This window comes from Pseudomonas sp. F3-2 (assembly GCF_038804275.1).
Classification (GTDB): domain Bacteria; phylum Pseudomonadota; class Gammaproteobacteria; order Pseudomonadales; family Pseudomonadaceae; genus Aquipseudomonas.
In genome coordinates this window covers 1708129-1724794 of record NZ_CP152388.1, presented here as the reverse complement: position 1 = coordinate 1724794, position 16666 = coordinate 1708129, and the positions used below count along the sequence as shown (strand labels likewise).

The 16666-nt window shown below is 61.2% G+C and carries 12 protein-coding genes; 2 read left to right on the top strand and 10 right to left on the bottom strand.

Annotated elements, in window-relative coordinates; genetic code table 11:
- Nucleotides 1–164: 164 nt before the first annotated feature.
- The 10 genes from AAGQ88_RS07850 to iolC form a co-directional block, all read right to left on the bottom strand.
- A complete protein-coding gene (locus AAGQ88_RS07850; protein WP_093462452.1) occupies nt 165–1187 on the bottom strand; it encodes an ABC transporter permease in 1023 nt (340 codons plus the stop codon).
- Nucleotides 1188–1254: 67 nt separating this feature from the next.
- On the bottom strand, nt 1255–2823 hold the full coding sequence (locus tag AAGQ88_RS07845) for a sugar ABC transporter ATP-binding protein (protein WP_342654914.1): 1569 nt from the start codon (nt 2821–2823) through the stop codon (nt 1255–1257).
- An 83-nt stretch (nt 2824–2906) separates the two neighbouring features.
- Nucleotides 2907–3836, bottom strand: coding sequence for a sugar ABC transporter substrate-binding protein (locus tag AAGQ88_RS07840; RefSeq protein WP_342654913.1), 930 nt, complete (start codon nt 3834–3836; stop codon nt 2907–2909).
- Nucleotides 3837–3894: 58 nt separating this feature from the next.
- Nucleotides 3895–4134 carry a hypothetical protein gene (locus AAGQ88_RS07835; protein ID WP_285424468.1) on the bottom strand — a complete coding sequence of 80 codons (240 nt, stop codon included), beginning with the start codon at nt 4132–4134 and terminating at the stop codon, nt 3895–3897.
- A 254-nt stretch (nt 4135–4388) separates the two neighbouring features.
- Entirely contained in the window at nt 4389–5408 is a 1020-nt protein-coding gene (locus AAGQ88_RS07830; protein WP_342654912.1) for a Gfo/Idh/MocA family oxidoreductase, read from the bottom strand.
- 161 nt (nt 5409–5569) lie between these two features.
- Nucleotides 5570–7501, bottom strand: a complete 1932-nt coding sequence (iolD, locus tag AAGQ88_RS07825; protein ID WP_342654911.1) for a 3D-(3,5/4)-trihydroxycyclohexane-1,2-dione acylhydrolase (decyclizing) — start codon at nt 7499–7501, stop codon at nt 5570–5572.
- A gap of 204 nt (nt 7502–7705) precedes the next feature.
- Nucleotides 7706–9205: a CoA-acylating methylmalonate-semialdehyde dehydrogenase gene (locus AAGQ88_RS07820; RefSeq protein ID WP_342654910.1), complete on the bottom strand. Its 1500-nt coding sequence runs from the start codon at nt 9203–9205 to the stop codon at nt 7706–7708.
- 22 nt (nt 9206–9227) lie between these two features.
- Nucleotides 9228–10037 carry a 5-deoxy-glucuronate isomerase gene (gene iolB, locus AAGQ88_RS07815; protein ID WP_342654909.1) on the bottom strand — a complete coding sequence of 270 codons (810 nt, stop codon included), beginning with the start codon at nt 10035–10037 and terminating at the stop codon, nt 9228–9230.
- Nucleotides 10038–10039: 2 nt separating this feature from the next.
- Nucleotides 10040–10960 carry a myo-inosose-2 dehydratase gene (iolE, locus tag AAGQ88_RS07810; protein ID WP_285424474.1) on the bottom strand — a complete coding sequence of 307 codons (921 nt, stop codon included), beginning with the start codon at nt 10958–10960 and terminating at the stop codon, nt 10040–10042.
- Nucleotides 10961–11012: 52 nt separating this feature from the next.
- Nucleotides 11013–12950, bottom strand: coding sequence for a 5-dehydro-2-deoxygluconokinase (gene iolC / locus AAGQ88_RS07805; RefSeq protein ID WP_342654908.1), 1938 nt, complete (start codon nt 12948–12950; stop codon nt 11013–11015).
- Between the two features lie 233 nt (nt 12951–13183).
- Between iolC and AAGQ88_RS07800 the strand changes: the two genes are divergently transcribed.
- Together AAGQ88_RS07800 and AAGQ88_RS07795 are read left to right on the top strand one after the other, a co-directional pair.
- Entirely contained in the window at nt 13184–14107 is a 924-nt protein-coding gene (locus AAGQ88_RS07800; protein ID WP_285424476.1) for a MurR/RpiR family transcriptional regulator, read from the top strand.
- Nucleotides 14108–14331: 224 nt separating this feature from the next.
- On the top strand, nt 14332–15645 hold the full coding sequence (locus AAGQ88_RS07795; protein WP_285424477.1) for a PAS domain-containing methyl-accepting chemotaxis protein: 1314 nt from the start codon (nt 14332–14334) through the stop codon (nt 15643–15645).
- Nucleotides 15646–16666 lie beyond the last annotated feature (1021 nt).

The window sequence follows — 16666 nt, the reverse complement described above, 5'->3', positions numbered from 1 at the left end:
GATTCGCTCAACAAGCCCCGCAATCCCCGGCGGCATTGAGTGAAACCGGTGTCCGGGGCATTTTCGCACCGACGGTCTCTGACCGGTCGCCTCACCTTCGGTTCAAATCCGCAGCAAAACAAAAAGGGCCTGAAACCAGGCCCTTTTCACTCTTCATCTTGGCGTCAGCGCTTGAGTTTGCGCTTGTTGCGGTATTGGTCGATGACCACCGCGACGACGATGATCAACCCTTTGATGATGTCTTGTACATAGGCATCGACACCCACGAAGGTAAATCCGCTGGCCATCACGCCCAGAATCAGCGCACCGATCACCGTTCCCGTGATCCGCCCGACCCCGCCTGACAGACTGGTGCCGCCGATCACCGCAGCGGCGATGGCGTCCAGCTCATAGGACACGCCCATGCCGGCCTGCCCCGTGGCCGCACGAGCCGAGGCAACCACACCGGCCAGGCCCGCCAGCAACCCGGCGATGCTGTACACGATCACCAGATGACGCTTGACGTTGATTCCCGACGTGCGCGCCGCCTGCATGTTGCCGCCGATCGCGTAGGTGTATTTGCCGTACTTGGTGTAGCGCAGGGCGATGTGAAAGATCACCGCCACCACCAGGAAAATGATCACCGGCATGGCCCCCTGACCAATGGCGGTGTAGGAATCGTTGAGCATGCTCACCGGCTGACCGCCGGTATAGAAGCGCGCCAGTCCGCGTGCCGACACCATCATGCCCAGCGTGGCGATGAACGGCGGAATGCCGGTGATGGCAATGATGCTGCCGTTGATCGCACCGGCCAGCAAGCCGACGCCCAGCCCTGCGATCACCGGTATCCAGACCGGCAGGTCCGTCAGCGACGGAAACACCGCGCGGCTGTAGTCGGAGGACTGCGCAAGGCTCGCCGCAATCATCGCCGTGAGCGCCAGCACCGAGCCCGATGACAGGTCGATGCCGGTGGTGATGATCACTTGCGTGACGCCGATGGCGATCATGCCGATGATCGACACCTGCAGAATCATCAGCACCAGACGCTGAGAGTTGAGCAGAAAGCTCTGGTCGCGCACCACCCAGCCGAAGACCTCGAAGATCAGGCCGATGCCGATCAGCACCAGGAAAATGCTCAGTTCGGTCGGCCACCGGCGTTTATGTCGATTGGGCGCCAGCGCGGGTTTGTTTTCCAGGATCGCGTTCATCTTCATTCGTGCCTCTTGTTCTTGTTCGGACCCGAAACGGGCCGTCGGCAGTCGGCGGGTGCGCCGCTCAGTGGAGAGCGTTACCGGACGCCAGGTGCATGACACGCTCTTGAGTCGCATCAGCGCGGTCCAGGGTGCCCATCATTTCGCCCTCGTGCATGACCATCACCCGGTCACTCATGCCGAGCACTTCCGGCAATTCCGAAGAAATCATGATCACGGCCATGCCTTCGCTGGCGAGCAGGGAAATCAGCCGGTAGATCTCGGCCTTGGCGCCCACGTCGATGCCCCGGGTCGGCTCGTCGAGAATCAGCACGCGGGGGTTGGTCATCAGCCAGCGCGCCAGCAGGGCTTTCTGTTGATTGCCGCCTGACAAGGTGTCGATGCATTGTTCAAGCGATGGCGTCTTGACCCGCAGTTTCTTGCACATGTCTTCGCACAGCACGCGCAGCGCTTTCTGATGCACGAAACCGTTGCCGACGTAATGCGGCAGCACGGCCATTTCCATGTTTTCCAGCACCGAGAGACAGGGAAACAGACCACTGAGCTTGCGGTCCTCGGTGAGCAGCGCGAAGCCTTTTTCAATCGCCAGGTGCGGGTCGCCGATCCTGACCGGCGCGCCGTCAAGGATGATTTCCCCTGCCGTGCTGGGCGTAATGCCGAACAGGGTCTCGGCGACATTGGTGCGCCCCGACCCCATCAGGCCGGCGATGCCAAGCACTTCGCCGGCATGCAGGTCAAACGACACGCCTTCGAACACGCCTTGCAGTGAGAGATCGCGCACGGACAGCAACAGATCGCCGATCGGCGTTTCGCGCTCGGGGAACAGTTGGGTCAATTCGCGGCCCACCATCATCGAGATCAGGCTGTCGCCGTTCATGCTGTCGGCGCGCTGCAAGCCGATGTACGCGCCGTCGCGAAACACCGCCACCTCATCGGCGATGGCGAACACTTCGTTCATTTTATGGGTGATATAGATGATGCCCTTACCCTGCGCACGCAGGTCGGCAATGATCGAAAACAGGTGGGCGACTTCTTTTTCGGTGATGGCCGAAGTCGGCTCATCCATGATCAGCACGTCGGAATCGTAGGACACCGCCTTGGCGATCTCGACCATCTGCCGCTCGGCGATGCTCAGATTGCCGACCTGTTCCTCCGGGTCCAGGTTGATGCGCAGGCGTTCCAACAGTTGCGCGGTGCAGCGGTGCATGGCGCGATGGTCGACCATGTGCAGGCCGTTGAGCTGCTCGCGACCAATCCAGATGTTCTCGGCGATGGTCATGTGCGGCATCAGGTTGAGTTCCTGGTGAATCATCGCGATGCCCGACTGCAGCGCCGTCAGCGGCGTGTCGAACACCACCGGCTTGCCGCGCAGGAAGATCTCGCCGGCGTCGGGCTGGTAAATGCCGGCGATGATTTTCATCAGGGTGGACTTGCCCGCCCCGTTCTCGCCCATCAGCGCCAGTACGCTGCCGGGCCGCACGCGCAGTTGCACGTTGTCCAGCGCCACCACACCGGGAAATCCTTTGCTGATATTGGTGATTTCCAGCAAATACGGATGCTCGGCGTCGACGATCGTCGACTCCATCGGGGCATCGCTGCGCGGAGCGGTCGAAGCAGTAGCGGAAGCGAACATGGTCCAGGCTCCTCAGGTGACATCGGCAGCAGAGCGACGGCGCGCCGCCCTCTGCATTCTGTCAGTCGTCGTCGGGTGAGCGGTTACTTGAACGTGCTGACGTTTTCCGGGGTGATCAGCCTGAACGGGATCACGATGGCCTGCTCGGGCAACGTCTCTTTTCTGGCCAGTTTCACGGCGGCATCGATGGAGCCTTCGCCCTGGCCTTTGCCGTCCTGGAACACCGAAATCGTCAGGTCGCCTTTTTTCACCGCACTTAACCCGTCCGGCGTGCCGTCCACTCCCGCGACCAGGACGTCACCGGGTTTCTTGCCCGCCTGCTTCAAGGCCATGGATGCGCCGATGGCCATCTCATCGTTGTTGGAGACGACGGCGCTGAAATCACGGCCCTGGGTCAGCCAGTTATTGGTGATGTCCATGCCTTTCTGCCGACCCCACGCGCCTTCCTGCTCTTCAGCCACTTTGATGTCGGGGTATTTTTTCAGCACTTCTTTCACGCCTTCGGTGCGGTCGCGAGTCGAGTTGTTCGACAGCTCGCCCAGCAGAATCACGATGTTGCCCTTGCCGTTCAGCTTCTTGGCCAGGTACTCCATCTGCATGCGACCGGCTTCCTTGTCGTCGGAGGTGACCGAGGCCACGCCCGCCGGAAGCTTCGGATCATCAGGGCGGCGATTGACGTAGACCAGCGGAATACCGGCCGCGGTGGCGGCTTTGGTGATGCGCGCAGTCGCTGCGGTGTCGACCGGGTTGACGATCAGGGCATCGACTTTCTTGCCGATGAGTTCCTGAACCTGATCCAGCTGTTTGTTCACATCGTTGCGGCCGTCGACGAACTGCAGATCGACCCCGCCCATGGCCTTGGCTTTTTTGCCCATGTCCTCGCGCATGTAGGTGAGGTAAGTGTCATCGAACTGCGACATGGCCACGCCGATTTTCAGATCGGCCGCCAGCGTAACGCCGCTGCCGAGCATCAGGGCCAGTGCGAGGGAGGTGAAGCTAAGCTTGATGTTCATGAACGGTCTTTCTCCAAATTCTTGTTGTTGTAGTGAATTGGCTAACGACTGCTGGTGTTCAGAGCGACTGTTGCGGACTGGAAAAATGCGGGTTCGTGAAGTGCGCGACCGAGGCGGCGGACGCGCCGCAAACCATCACGCCGTGGCTTTCGACGCACAGCACTCGGGCAGCGGCGGCAAGCGCGCGATCGAGCAAAGGAGCAGTGATGACGGTGACGCGGGAGGCGGCGCGGAGGATGGCGCTAGCGGCGTGTGAGGTTGAACGGCAAGCCTGGGTGGCATGTTTGAGAATGTTCATCGACGGTACCTGTCTGCTGTGACTTTCTTGTTTTTGTGTCGCTCGTCGAGCCTGATGCGGTGGGCTTGGAAACAGCTCCGTCACCGGGCCTGGACGTCGATAGTCGGCAACCTGGAAATGACTGTATTGGAAAATAATTTCTAATTCAACAGATTTTAGAATTTATTTCTATTTCCATTTTCCGAAGTGCATTCGCCCGATCCGGCAGCAGGCACGGGCCCGCTGCGGTCGACGATCCAGACCGCTGAGCGCCGCTACAGCGCTACGGCCCTGCCCTCCAGCGCACTGGTCCGCGCGGCGTCGAGGACGCGGGCCGACGCCACGGCATCCCGGGCATCCACCGGATTGCGGCCCTGGCTCATCACGGCATCCTGCAATTGCCGATAGAACTCCGGCCAGCAACCGCGCTCCGAAGGCACCCGTTCACGGTGTTCGCCCTGCTCGAACCAGCCCCAGCGCCGGTGCTCTTCAACGCCCCAGCGATCGCCTTCGGATTTAGGCGACAACCCCGCCAGCGCGGCCTCTTCCTGACCGTCAAGGCCCTCAACGGTATAGCAGCCCTGTGAGCCGTTGACCCGAAAACGCGGACCTTTGGCGTTTTGCAGGCAATTGCCCCATAAATGCGAGATCACACCACTGGCATGGGTCAGCGACACGAAAAAGCCGTGATCGACCTTCTGCTCCGGGGTGGCGAATTCAAGCTCGGCATACACCCGCGTAACCGGACCGAACAGCAGCAGCGCCTGATCGACGAGGTGACTGCCCAGGTCGCGCAGAATGCCTCCGCCGCTCTCCTTGCCAACCGAGCCCGGCGAATAACGCTCGACCCGGGATTCAAACCGACTGATCCGACCCAGCACGCCCTGATCGATCAGTTTGCGTACGGTGAGAAAATCCGAGTCCCAGCGGCGGTTCTGGTAGACGGCCAGCAACACGCCGCGCCGCTCGGCAGCGTCCACCAACTCCTGTGCCTGCCGGGCATCCGGGGCGAAGGGCTTGTCGCTGACCACGGGCACGCCGAGTTCGATGGCTTCCAGAATCAACGCGCGCCGGGAAGCCAGCGGCGTGGAAATCACCACCGCATCAATGCCGGCCGCCACCATGTCGGCCAGGCTGTCGAAGGCCGGCACTTTGGGATGGTCCTTGTGCAGGTCCTGCCGACGCTCGGGCGAGCGAGTGACCACGCCCGCGAACGTTGCGCCGTTCAGGCTGGCCAACAAGGGTGCGTGAAAATAGCGCCCGCCCTTGCCGTAGCCGATGAGTCCGATTTTCATGAGATCTCCTTTGTACATTGCATCTGCGCCATGCACCGGCCTTTTCCCGGCTGAAGCCGGTCCTACAGACGCTGCACGCTTTTCGTAGGACCGGCTTCAGCCCGGAAGAGGCCGAGTCAGTCGGCAAACAATGTTGAGCCTTACCCGCGACCGACCACTCATCAATATTTTCGGGCTTTTGCCAGCATCGCTTTTTGCCGCTCGTGCGCCTCAGCGGTCTTATCGCTGGTCGACACCTCGGCCACGCCCACGCGCCACCATGACAAATACCCATGGATCATTGTCTTGGGCAGGACCTTGATGTCGATCAGCGTCGACACCGTCTGCTTGCGCGCATCGGCCAGCGCCGCCTCCAGCGCCTCGACGGTCTTGACCGTGTAGGTCTTGCAACCGTACGCCGCTGCACTCATGGCGAAGTCCACCGGCACGAAGTCGCCGTCGAGCTGCCCGGTCTGCGGATTGCGATAGCGAAATTCAGTGCCATAGCTGCCCATGCCGTTGCCCATCTGCAGGTTGTTGATGCAGCCGAACGCCATGTTATCCAGCAGCACCACATTGATCTTGCGCCGCTCCTGGATCGACGTCGCAAGCTCGGAGTGCAGCATCATGTAGGAACCGTCGCCGACCAGTGCGTACACCTCGCGCTCGGGCGCAGCGATCTTGGCGCCGAGCGCGGCATTGACCTCGTAACCCATGCACGAATAGCCGTATTCGACGTGATAGCTGTCCACGCTCATGCTGCGCCACGCCCGTTGCAGATCGCCCGGAAGGCTTCCGGCCGCCGCAACGATCACCGCATCGTCCGGCAGGTGCTGGTTGAGCACGCCAAGCACGCGGCTCTGGGTCAGGCACGACCCGGTCATCTCGATGAAATCGCGCAGCACTTGCGGGTCCAGATGGCCGCTGACTTCAGGCTCGAAATCTTCGGTCTGATAGTCCACGGCGTATAAACGATCAACCTCCGCATCCAGCGCCGCCCTTGCCCGCGCAGGTTGATCGCCCCACTGCGCACGATAATCGCCCATGTGCCCGGCGATCGAGCGCAGCGCCAGGCGCGCGTCGGCGAGCACCTGCACGCCGTCGAGCTTCTGCACGTCGAACGCGCCGACATTGAGGTTGAGGAACTGCACGTCGGGATTCTGGAACAGTGACTTCGAGCCGGTGGTGAAATCACTGTAACGGGTGCCGACACCGATGATCAGGTCAGCCTCGCTCGCCAGCGTATTGGCCGCCAGCGAACCGGTTTCGCCAATGCCGCCCATGTTGAGCGGATGCGCGGACACAATCGCGCTCTTGCCCGCCTGGGTTTCAGTGAACGGAATATCAAAGCGCTCCGCGAACGCCTGCAATTCGGCCGCCGCGCCGGAGTAACGCACGCCGCCCCCGCAAATCAACAATGGCTTGCGTTTGCCCCTGAGCAGCGAGACGGCGTCGGCGAGCATCGCCTCCGTGGCTGGACGGCGATCGATGCGATGCACGCGTTTTTGCAGAAACGAATCGGGGTAATCGTAGGCCTCGCCTTGCACGTCCTGCGGCAGCGCGAGGGTGACCGCCCCGGTCTCGGCAGGGTCGGTGAGCACGCGCATGGCATTGAGTGCGGCACTCATCAATTGCTCGGGCCGGTTGATGCGGTCCCAGAATTTGCTGACGGCCTTGAACGCATCGTTGGTGCTGATGCTCAGGTCGTGGAATTGCTCGATCTGCTGCAACACAGGATCCGGCTGACGACTGGCGTAGACATCGCCGGGCAGCAACAGCAACGGAATGCGGTTGGCCGACGCCGTGGCCGCAGCGGTGAGCATGTTCGCGGCACCCGGGCCCACCGACGAGGTGCATGCGTAGATCTTGCGCCGCAGGTGCTGCTTGGCGAACCCCATGGCGGCGTGGCACATGCCTTGTTCATTGCGGCCCTGATGCACGACCAGATCGCCGCTGTCCTGCTCCAGCGCCTGGCCTAGACCCAGTACGTTGCCGTGGCCGAAAATCGTGAACACCCCGGCGACGAATTTGCTCTGCACGCCGTCGACTTCGACGTACTGGTTATCGAGAAACTTCACCAAAGCCTGGGCCATGGTCAGTCGTGTCGTGGTCATGCTTGCACCTTGTTTTTATTGGAGGTGATGAGGCGACGCACATATACAGCGGCCTATCGACGATCCCTTGTGGGAGTGAGCTTGCTCACGAAAGGGCCGTCACATCCGCTGAAACTTCGGTGCGTCAGCCAACGTCTTCGTGAGCAAGCTCACTCCCACAGAGAAATGTACACCTGCAGCGAGAGCGATTCGCTGCTCAGACGCTTACTTCGCCGTCGGCATGCTGAATTCTGCGCCTTTGGCGATGCTGTCCGGCCAGCGCTGCATGACGCTTTTGTAGCGGCTGTAAAAGCGCAGGCCCTCTTCGCCGTAGGCGTGGTGGTCGCCGAACAGCGAGCGCTTCCAGCCGCCGAACGAATGCCAGGCCATCGGCACCGGAATCGGCACATTGATGCCCACCATGCCCACCTTGATGTTGCGAGCGAACGCCCGGGCGATGCCGCCATCGCGGGTGAAACACGACACCCCATTGCCGAACTCGTGAGCGTTGATCAACTCGACCGCAGCGGCGAAATCCGCCACATGGACGATGCCCAGCACCGGACCGAAAATCTCTTCCTTATAAACAGTCATGTCCGGGGTCACGTCATCGAACAACGTCGGGCCGACGAAAAAGCCGCTCTCGGCGCCCGGCACATTGAACGGGCGGCCGTCGACGATCAGCTTCGCGCCCTCTTTCACGCCCTGATCAATGTAGCCCTGCACCTTGGCCTTGTGCGCCGCCGTGACCAGCGGGCCCATGTCGGAATCGGCGTTCATGCCGTTGCCGACCTTGAGCGCATCGATGCGCGGCAGCAGCGCGTCGATCAGTTTCTGCCCGACATCGCCCACCACCACGGCAATGGAAATCGCCATGCAGCGCTCGCCGGCCGAACCATAGGCGGCGCCGATCAGCGCATCCGCCGCCTGATCCAGATCGGCATCAGGCATGACGATCATGTGATTCTTCGCCCCGCCCAGCGCCTGTACGCGCTTACCCTGAGCGGTGCCTTGCTGGTAGATGTACTCGGCGATCGGCGTGGAGCCGACGAAGGAAATCGCTTCGATGCCCTTGTGCTGCAGCAAGGCGTCCACCGCGACCTTGTCACCCTGAACGACGTTGAACACGCCGTCCGGCAACCCCGCCTGCTGGAGCAGGCGCGCCATCAGCAACGACGCCGATGGGTCGCGCTCGGACGGCTTGAGGATGAAACAGTTACCGGTGACCAGGGCCATGGGGATCATCCACAGCGGCACCATGACCGGAAAATTGAACGGTGTGACGCCTGCGCACACGCCCAGCGGCTGACGCAGGTTCCAGTTGTCGATGCCGCCGCCGATGTTGTCGCTGAAATCGCTTTTCAACAGACTCGGCGCGCCACAGGCGAACTCGACGATTTCAATGCCGCGCACCACCTCGCCCTTGGCATCGGAAAACACCTTGCCGTGCTCGCGACAGATAATCTCAGCCAGCTCATCGTGGTGCTGATCGAGCAGTTCCTTGAACTTGAACATGACCCGCGCGCGACGCAACGATGACTGATCGGCCCACGCCGGAAACGCCGCCTGCGCCGCCGCCACGGCCTGATCGATGGTGACCGGCTCGGCCAGCGCCACCCGCGCCTGGACTGCGCCTGTGGCCGGGTTGAACACATCGCTGAAACGCTCGCTGGCGTCGTGCACCTGGCCGTTGATGTAGTGGCCGATAATCGGGGCGTTGCTCATGGTGGCTCCTTGAAAAATAGCGTTAAAGATCCAGCAACCACTGATGCTCGGGATCGTTGTGAAATTGCCAGGCGCGTTTGGGCCCCGCCATCACATTCAGGTAATACGACTCGTAGCCATAGGGCACGCTGACCGGGTGATACCCCTTGGGCACGGTCACCAGATCATTGTTTTCCACTGCCATGGCCTGATCGATGCTGCGATCGTCGGTGTACACGCGCTGAAAAATGAAGCCCTGGGGCGGGCTGATCTGGTGGTAGTAGGTTTCCTCCAGAAAACTTTCGTGGGGCAGATCGTCCTTGTCGTGCTTGTGCGGCGGGTAGCTGGACGAGTGCCCGGACGGGGTGCGCACTTCCACCACCAGCAGCGAATGCGCAGGCTCGCTGTCGGGCAGGATGTCGCAGACGTAGCGGGTGTTCGCCGATTTGCCGCGCACACTGCGCTTCATGGTTTCAGGCCGGATCAGCCGTGCTGGCAACCCCTTGGAACGATCGCCGGGCGCTGCGCACACCGCAATCTGAACGGCACTGAGCGCCGTGACCTGCGCCTGGCTGTCAGGCGGCAGATAAACGGCAAAGGGCGATTTTTCTTCGAACACCGACTGCCGATCACCGATGTTCTCCCAGCTGAAACTGCCCTGCCCCGGCGATTCGCCGCTGACGCTGACACGTCCGCTGAGCAACACCAGGCAGATTTCTTTGTCACCGCAGCTGACCGGCAGCCGTTCGCCCACCGTCAGGCGATGGGCAGAAAAACCGACGTATTCCAGCACGCCCTCGGCCAGCGCCACGACATCGCGGCCTTCGGCCTTGCTCTTGACCAGAAGATTCATGCTCACAGGCTCCTTTGTGCAGGGTTGTGTTCGTGTGCGGCGGCCAGCAGATTGCGCAGCGTCTCGAAGCCTTTTTTCGCGTACACGTAACTGGGCGCAACGGCCGGATCCTGCTCGGCTTCGACCACCAGCCAGCCTTCGTAACGGGCCTGCATCAACACCTCGAGCAACGCAGCGAAATCGATGTCGCCATCGCCGGGCACCGTGAACGTGCCGTTGACGATGCAGTCCGGGAAACTCCAGAGGTTGTTGCGCGCCAGTTGCACGACGGGTTTGCGCACATCCTTGAAATGCACGTGACAGACCCGGTCGATGTGCTTGCGCAACACTTGCAGCGGATCGCCGCCGCCCATGTAGCAATGGCCCGAATCGAACAACAGCCCGACCTCGCTGCCGGTGCGGGCCATCAATTGATCGATGTCATCGGGTGATTCGACGTACGCACCCATGTGGTGGTGATAGGCCAGACGCACGCCTTGCGACAGCGTGAAGCGCGCAAGCTCGGTCAGCTTGTCGGCGTACACTTGCCAGGCGGTGTCACTGTGAAAGCGCGGGCGCTCGACCAGCCGGATGCGTTGCCCCTGGATCGAGTCGGCGACTTCGCCATACACCAGCACGCTGGCGCCATTGTGCTTCAACAGCTCGACATGGCTGGCGATGGCTTCGATCTCTTCGGCCACCGAGCGGCTGGCGAGCCGGCTCGAATACCAGCCCGAGACCAGCGCCAGACCGTAAGGCCGAAGCACATCGGCCACGCCCTTGGCGTCCTTGGGGAACTTGCCGTTGAGCTCGAAGCCTGCATAGCCGATTTCCTTGCCTTCGCTCAGCGCCGTGCTCAACGGTGTTTCTCCTCCCAGCGCGGGCAGGTCGTCGTTGCTCCAGGAAATCGGGTTGATGCCAATTCGGATTGCGGAAGCGGGCATGGCTGCACCTTTTTGTTGTTATCTCGTATTGAAAATACCGACTGCGCCCGGCTCACGCCCGCGCATCACGCCAGGACTCGATCAGGAAACCGAACGTGCTCTGCACCCGACTGATGAGCCCGGCGTCGTCGATTTCGCCTTCCAGCCACGCACGGCTGGGCTCGTGAAAAATCGTCCTGCCCACGGCAAATCCCCGGCACGTGGTGCTTTGGCTGGCTTCACGAAAACCCGCGGCCAGGGTTTCCGCCGGCGCATTAAGCCCCAGCAGCACCACGCCGCGGCAGTACGGATCACGCGCCTGGATCAGCGCATCGAGTTGCTCCCAGACATGCGCGGGTTGGGATTCGATCTTCCACCACGCCGGGTAGATGCCGAGGTTGTAGAGGCGCTTGATCGCGCGATAGATCACATCCGGGTGCGTTGAAGGGTGATCCTTGGGCGGAATGACTTCCAGAAGCAATTCATGACCGCTGGCCTGAGACGCCTGATACAGGCCCATCAACTGCGCTTCCTGCTCCAGGCGCAACATCGGTTCGTCGTCCGGGTGGTATTGCACCAGGCATTTGACGATCTGCTCCTGGGGCCACGTCTGCAGGTTGCTGCCGATCGAGCGGCCATGCTCGAACGCCAGTGGCCGCGAGCCCTGCACCTCGACCGGCCGGGCGATCCACCAGCCCCGGCCGGTGGCGGCGTTGAGCGAGTCCTGACCAAAACGCTGGTCCGCCAGCAGACCGACATCGGCGGTGATGCCGCGCTTGCGCAGATCCGCTTCAACGCGCTCGACCGCCTGAATGAACAATTGCTTGAGCTGACCGATGCAGGCCAGGTCGCGCCCGGCCTTCTGGGCGAGCTCGACCAATTGCCCACGATGATCGAACGCAAAAATGAACAGCTGCTGCCATTGCTTGCGTGGCACGCTGACCCGGTGCAGACGCTGCAGCACCGCGTCCTGATCAGGCCGGGTGATCGGCACCGGACTGCTGAACAGATAATCCAGCTCGGCCAGGGTCGGCATCGCCGGCGCACAGGCATGGCGCGACACGACCAGGCCGCCACAGGCATTGGCCAACTGGCAGCAGCGCTCGTCGCTGTCTTCGTTGAGCCAGCCCTTGAGAAACCCCGACATGAAGGCATCGCCGGCGCCAAGCACATTGAGGACTTCCACACGCACACCGGGGTAAATCGCGCCGTCTTCCAGTCGTGATGGAATGGCGCCATGGATCACCGTGCAGCCTTGCGGCCCCAGCTTGACCACCAGTGTTGCGTCGGTCAGCCCGCGCACCGTGCGCAATGCGGTCAGCAGATCGGTGGCTGCGCCAGCGATCAGGAATTCTTCCTCGGTGCCGACGATCAGGTCGAAGCGCGGCAGGATACGTTGCACGTGCTGACTGACCTTCTGGTCGGCCACGAACCGGGTCTCACCATCGGCCTTGCCGGTCAGGCCCCACAGCACCGGCCGATAGTCGATGTCCAGCACACGCCTGACGTCGTGCTTCTCGGCATAATCGAGCGCCTGGCTGCTGGCCTTGAACACCTGATCGGTGGAGAAATGCGTGCCGGTGATCAGCAACGCTTTGCTCGAGGCAATCTGCGCCTCGTCGATGTCCTCGGCCTGCAGCGCCATGTCGGCGCAGTTTTCCCGGTAGAACACCAGGGGAAAGGTTTCGCGATCCTTGATACCGAGCAGCACCATCGCGGTCAGGTGCTCGGGGTCGACCTTGATGCCGCTGACGTCGCAGCCTTCGCGGGCCAGGGATTCGACGAGGAAGCGACCCATGTGGTCATTGCCGACGCGGGTCAGCATGGCCGACTTGACGCCCAGCCGTGCGGTGCCGAACGCAATGTTGGCCGACGATCCACCCAGGTATTTGGCGAAGCTGCCGACATCTTCCAGACGCGCGCCGATCTGCTGTGCGTAAAGATCGACGCCCAGACGTCCGAGGCAAATCACGTCCAGTTGGCGTGCGCTGGCAAAACGAGTCTGGCCCATGCTGGCTCCTTTTATTTTTATTAAGCCCGGGCTTGCGAGAAGCCCTGTTCGTGAATGCAGACTAGAACGCTGCAAGACAAGGAGCAATGATTTTTTCTATATTTTTTTCAAGTAGAATATTTTTTCCACTTTGCGCAAATGCCCATCCTTCGTGCTAAACAGAGGCAAGTCGCAGCCAAGCCACGCTAAACTGCCAGCCGCGTTTACAAGAACAAGCCAAAGGATCCATCCGTATGCCTCGCACCGATCAGCCCTCCCTGCCCGAGACCGACGACAGCGCTGCGTCGCCCATCATCGCGCCGGACACGGCTGACGCCTTGCTCAAGCTGATCACCGCCGAGTACGAAAGTCTGCCTCGTCAGCTCAAGCGGATTGCCAGTTACATGAGCCAGCAGAGTGATCGGATCATGGTCGACCGCATCAGCGACATTGCCCGTGAATGCGAGGTGCATCCGTCGGCCATCGTGCGGTTTTCCCAGCGCTTCGGTTTCAGCGGTTTCAGCGAAATGCAGTCGTTGTTCCGCGAGGCGTATACGCACAAGGCAACGCCGGTGCAGAACTACCAACAGCGTATTCGCAGCATGATCGCCAACAAATCGCAGAAAGCCAGCGGCGGCGACCTGGCGCGCGAATGCGTGAACGCCACGCTGTCCGGGCTCGAGCGGCTGGCGCTGGAACTGGACGACGAAGCGTTCGAGAAGGCCGTCGACCTGGTCGTCAATGCCGACAACATCTATGTGGTCGGCGTGCGCCGATCGTTCGCCGTGGCCGATTACCTGGTTTACAACCTGCAGCACACCAACAAACGCATTCACCTGATTTCCGGACTCGGCGGCAGTTACCGCGAGCAGATGCGCAGCGTGCGCGCCAACGATCTGGTCATCGCCATCAGCTTCACGCCGTATGGCAAGGAAACCCAGCACTGCCTGCGCATCGCGCAACACCATCAGGCCAAGACGCTGATCATTACCGACAGCAACCTGTCGCCGCTGGCCAAGCGCGCCAACTCGGTGCTGCTGGTCAACGAAGGCAGCTCGTTCGCCTTCCGCTCCCTGAGCGCCACGCTGTGCCTGTGCCAGGCACTGTTCATCGCCGTGGCGTACCGGCTTGAGTTGAAAGTGGACGAGATGTCGGAACAGGTGGGTTTCGAGGACTGAACAGCCGAGCGCTCGGCCAGCTCGATGAGGATGGCGGGTGCAGAATTCGACGCTTGACCAACCTTGTACAAAACCGACGAGCTGTACAAGATTTAAGTAGCTTTTTGATATCACGTTTGTGATGATATCTGCGCTGCTCACGGAAACGGCAGTTGAGCCATCACCGCGCTCACAGGGTCAGGGAACACGACCGCTCCGTCGTTCCACCTGCGAGAGCCGCCATCATGTTTTTCGACTCGTCCAAGAATAAAGTCATCCAGACCCTGCAACACACTGTCTCCCATCAAACCAGCCTGCTGGAAGCGATCAACCGCTCGATGGCCAGCATCGAGTTCGACCTGCACGGGGTTGTGCTCAGCGCCAACGACAACTTCTACCGCGTCATGCACTACCGCCCCGAGCAGGTGATCGGCAAGGAACATCGCATCTTCTGCACCGCCGAATACGTGCGCAGCAGCGAGTATTCGCAGCTCTGGGCGCGGCTGCGCACGGGCGAGTTCGTGTCGGCGACCTTTCAACGGGTGGCGGGTGACGGACGCACGGTGTGGCTGGAGGCCAGCTATAACCCGATCAAGGATGCCGAGGGCAAGGTGATCAAGATCGTCAAATACGCCGTGGACGTGACGGAAAAACTTCAGAACGAGCGCGAGTCGCAGAACAAACTCCAGGCCATTGACCGGGCCATGGCGGTCATCGAGTTCGGCCTTGATGGTCAGATCATCGCGGCCAACGACAACCTGCTGCGGCTGATGGGCTACAGCCGTCAGGAACTGCTGGGCAAAAACCACCGGATCCTGTGCCCCGCCGAACTGGTCAGCAGCGGCGAATACCAGGATTTCTGGCGTCAGCTGAACAAAGGCGAATTCTTCAGCGGCCAGTTCAAGCGCGTCGGCAAGCATGGTCAGACACTCTGGCTGGAAGCGTCCTACAACCCGGTGTATGACGCCTGCGGAAAGCTGTGCAAAGTCGTCAAGTTCGCCTCTGACGTCACGGCACGTATCGAGAAACACGAGCAGGACTCCCACAGCGCGGCGCAGGCGTATCACATTTCGGTGCAGACCCAGAAATACGCTGAGCAAGGCACGCAGGTGATCCAGCAGGCCGCCAGCGAAATGCGCCAGATTTCGCAGAACATCGATGATTCATCGCGAATAATCGGTCAACTGGGCGAGCGCTCAGAGCAGATCACGGCCATCGTCAACACCATCCACGGCATTGCCGACCAGACCAACCTGCTCGCCCTCAACGCGGCGATCGAAGCCGCGCGGGCAGGCGATCAGGGGCGCGGATTCGCCGTGGTGGCCGATGAAGTTCGCCAACTGGCAGGCCGCACCAGTCGCTCGACGCAGGAGATCTCTGAAATGATTCAGGTCATCCAGAACGAGACGCGCCAGGCCATCGTCAGCATGGACAACACCCGGACCAACGCGGCCAAGGGCGTGGACCTTGCGGATCAGGCCGGCAGCGCGATCGTGCAGATCAGCGCCGGAACCAATGACGCGGTGGATGCGGTGAGGATGTTTGCAGGCAAGGACTGATCGCGGTGACCCGGTCCATTGTGGCGCCAGCAAGCTGCCGCCACGGATTTGTGTCTGGCCGGAGAATTCGGGACTGCCCGCAGATCTCTGTAGGAGTGAGCTTGCTCGCGAAGAGGCCGATGTGTCCGATGCATAGGTAATGACCGGAATATCGTCATCGCGAGCAAGCTCGCTCCTACAGGTTCTGTGTCTGGCCGGAGAACTCGGGAATGCCCGCAGATCCCAGTGGGAGTGAGCTTGCTCGCGAAGAGCCCGGTGTGTCCGATGCACATGTAATGACCGGAATATAGTCATCGCGAGCAAGCTCGCTTCTACAGGTTCTGTGTCTGGCCGGAGAACTCGGGAATGCCCGCAGATCCCTGTAGGAGTGAGCTTGCTCGCGAAGAGGCCGTTACATCCGATGCACATGTAATGACCGGAATATAGTCATCGCGAGCAAGCTCGCTCCTACAGGATTTGTGTCTGGCCGGAGCATTCGGGAGTGCCCGCAGATCCCTGTAGGAGTGAGCTTGCTCGCGAAGAGGCCGGTGTGTCCGATGCACATGTAATGACCGGGATATGGTCATCGCGAGCAAGCTCGCTCCTACAGGATTTGTGTCTGGCCTGAGCATTCGGGAATGCCCCAGCCCCCTGTAGGAGTGAGCTTGCTCGCGAAGAGGCCGGTACGTCCGACGCATAGGTAATGACCGGAATATAGTGATCGCGAGCGCGCTCGCTCCTACAGGATTTGTGTATGTCCGGAGAACTCGGGAATGCCCGCAGATCCCTGTGGGAGTGAGCTTGCTCGCGAAGAGGCCGATGTGTCTGATGCATAGGTAATCACCGGAATATAGTCATCGCGGGCAAGCTCGCTCCTACAGGATTTGTGTCTGGCCGGAGAACTCGGGAATCCCCGCAGATCCGTGTAGGAGTGAGCTTGCTCGCGAATTGGCCTGTGTGTCCGGTAGAGAGGCAACGGCTGGAAGTCAGTCATCGCGAGCAAGCTCGCTCCTACAGGATTTGTGTCTGGCCGGAGCATTCG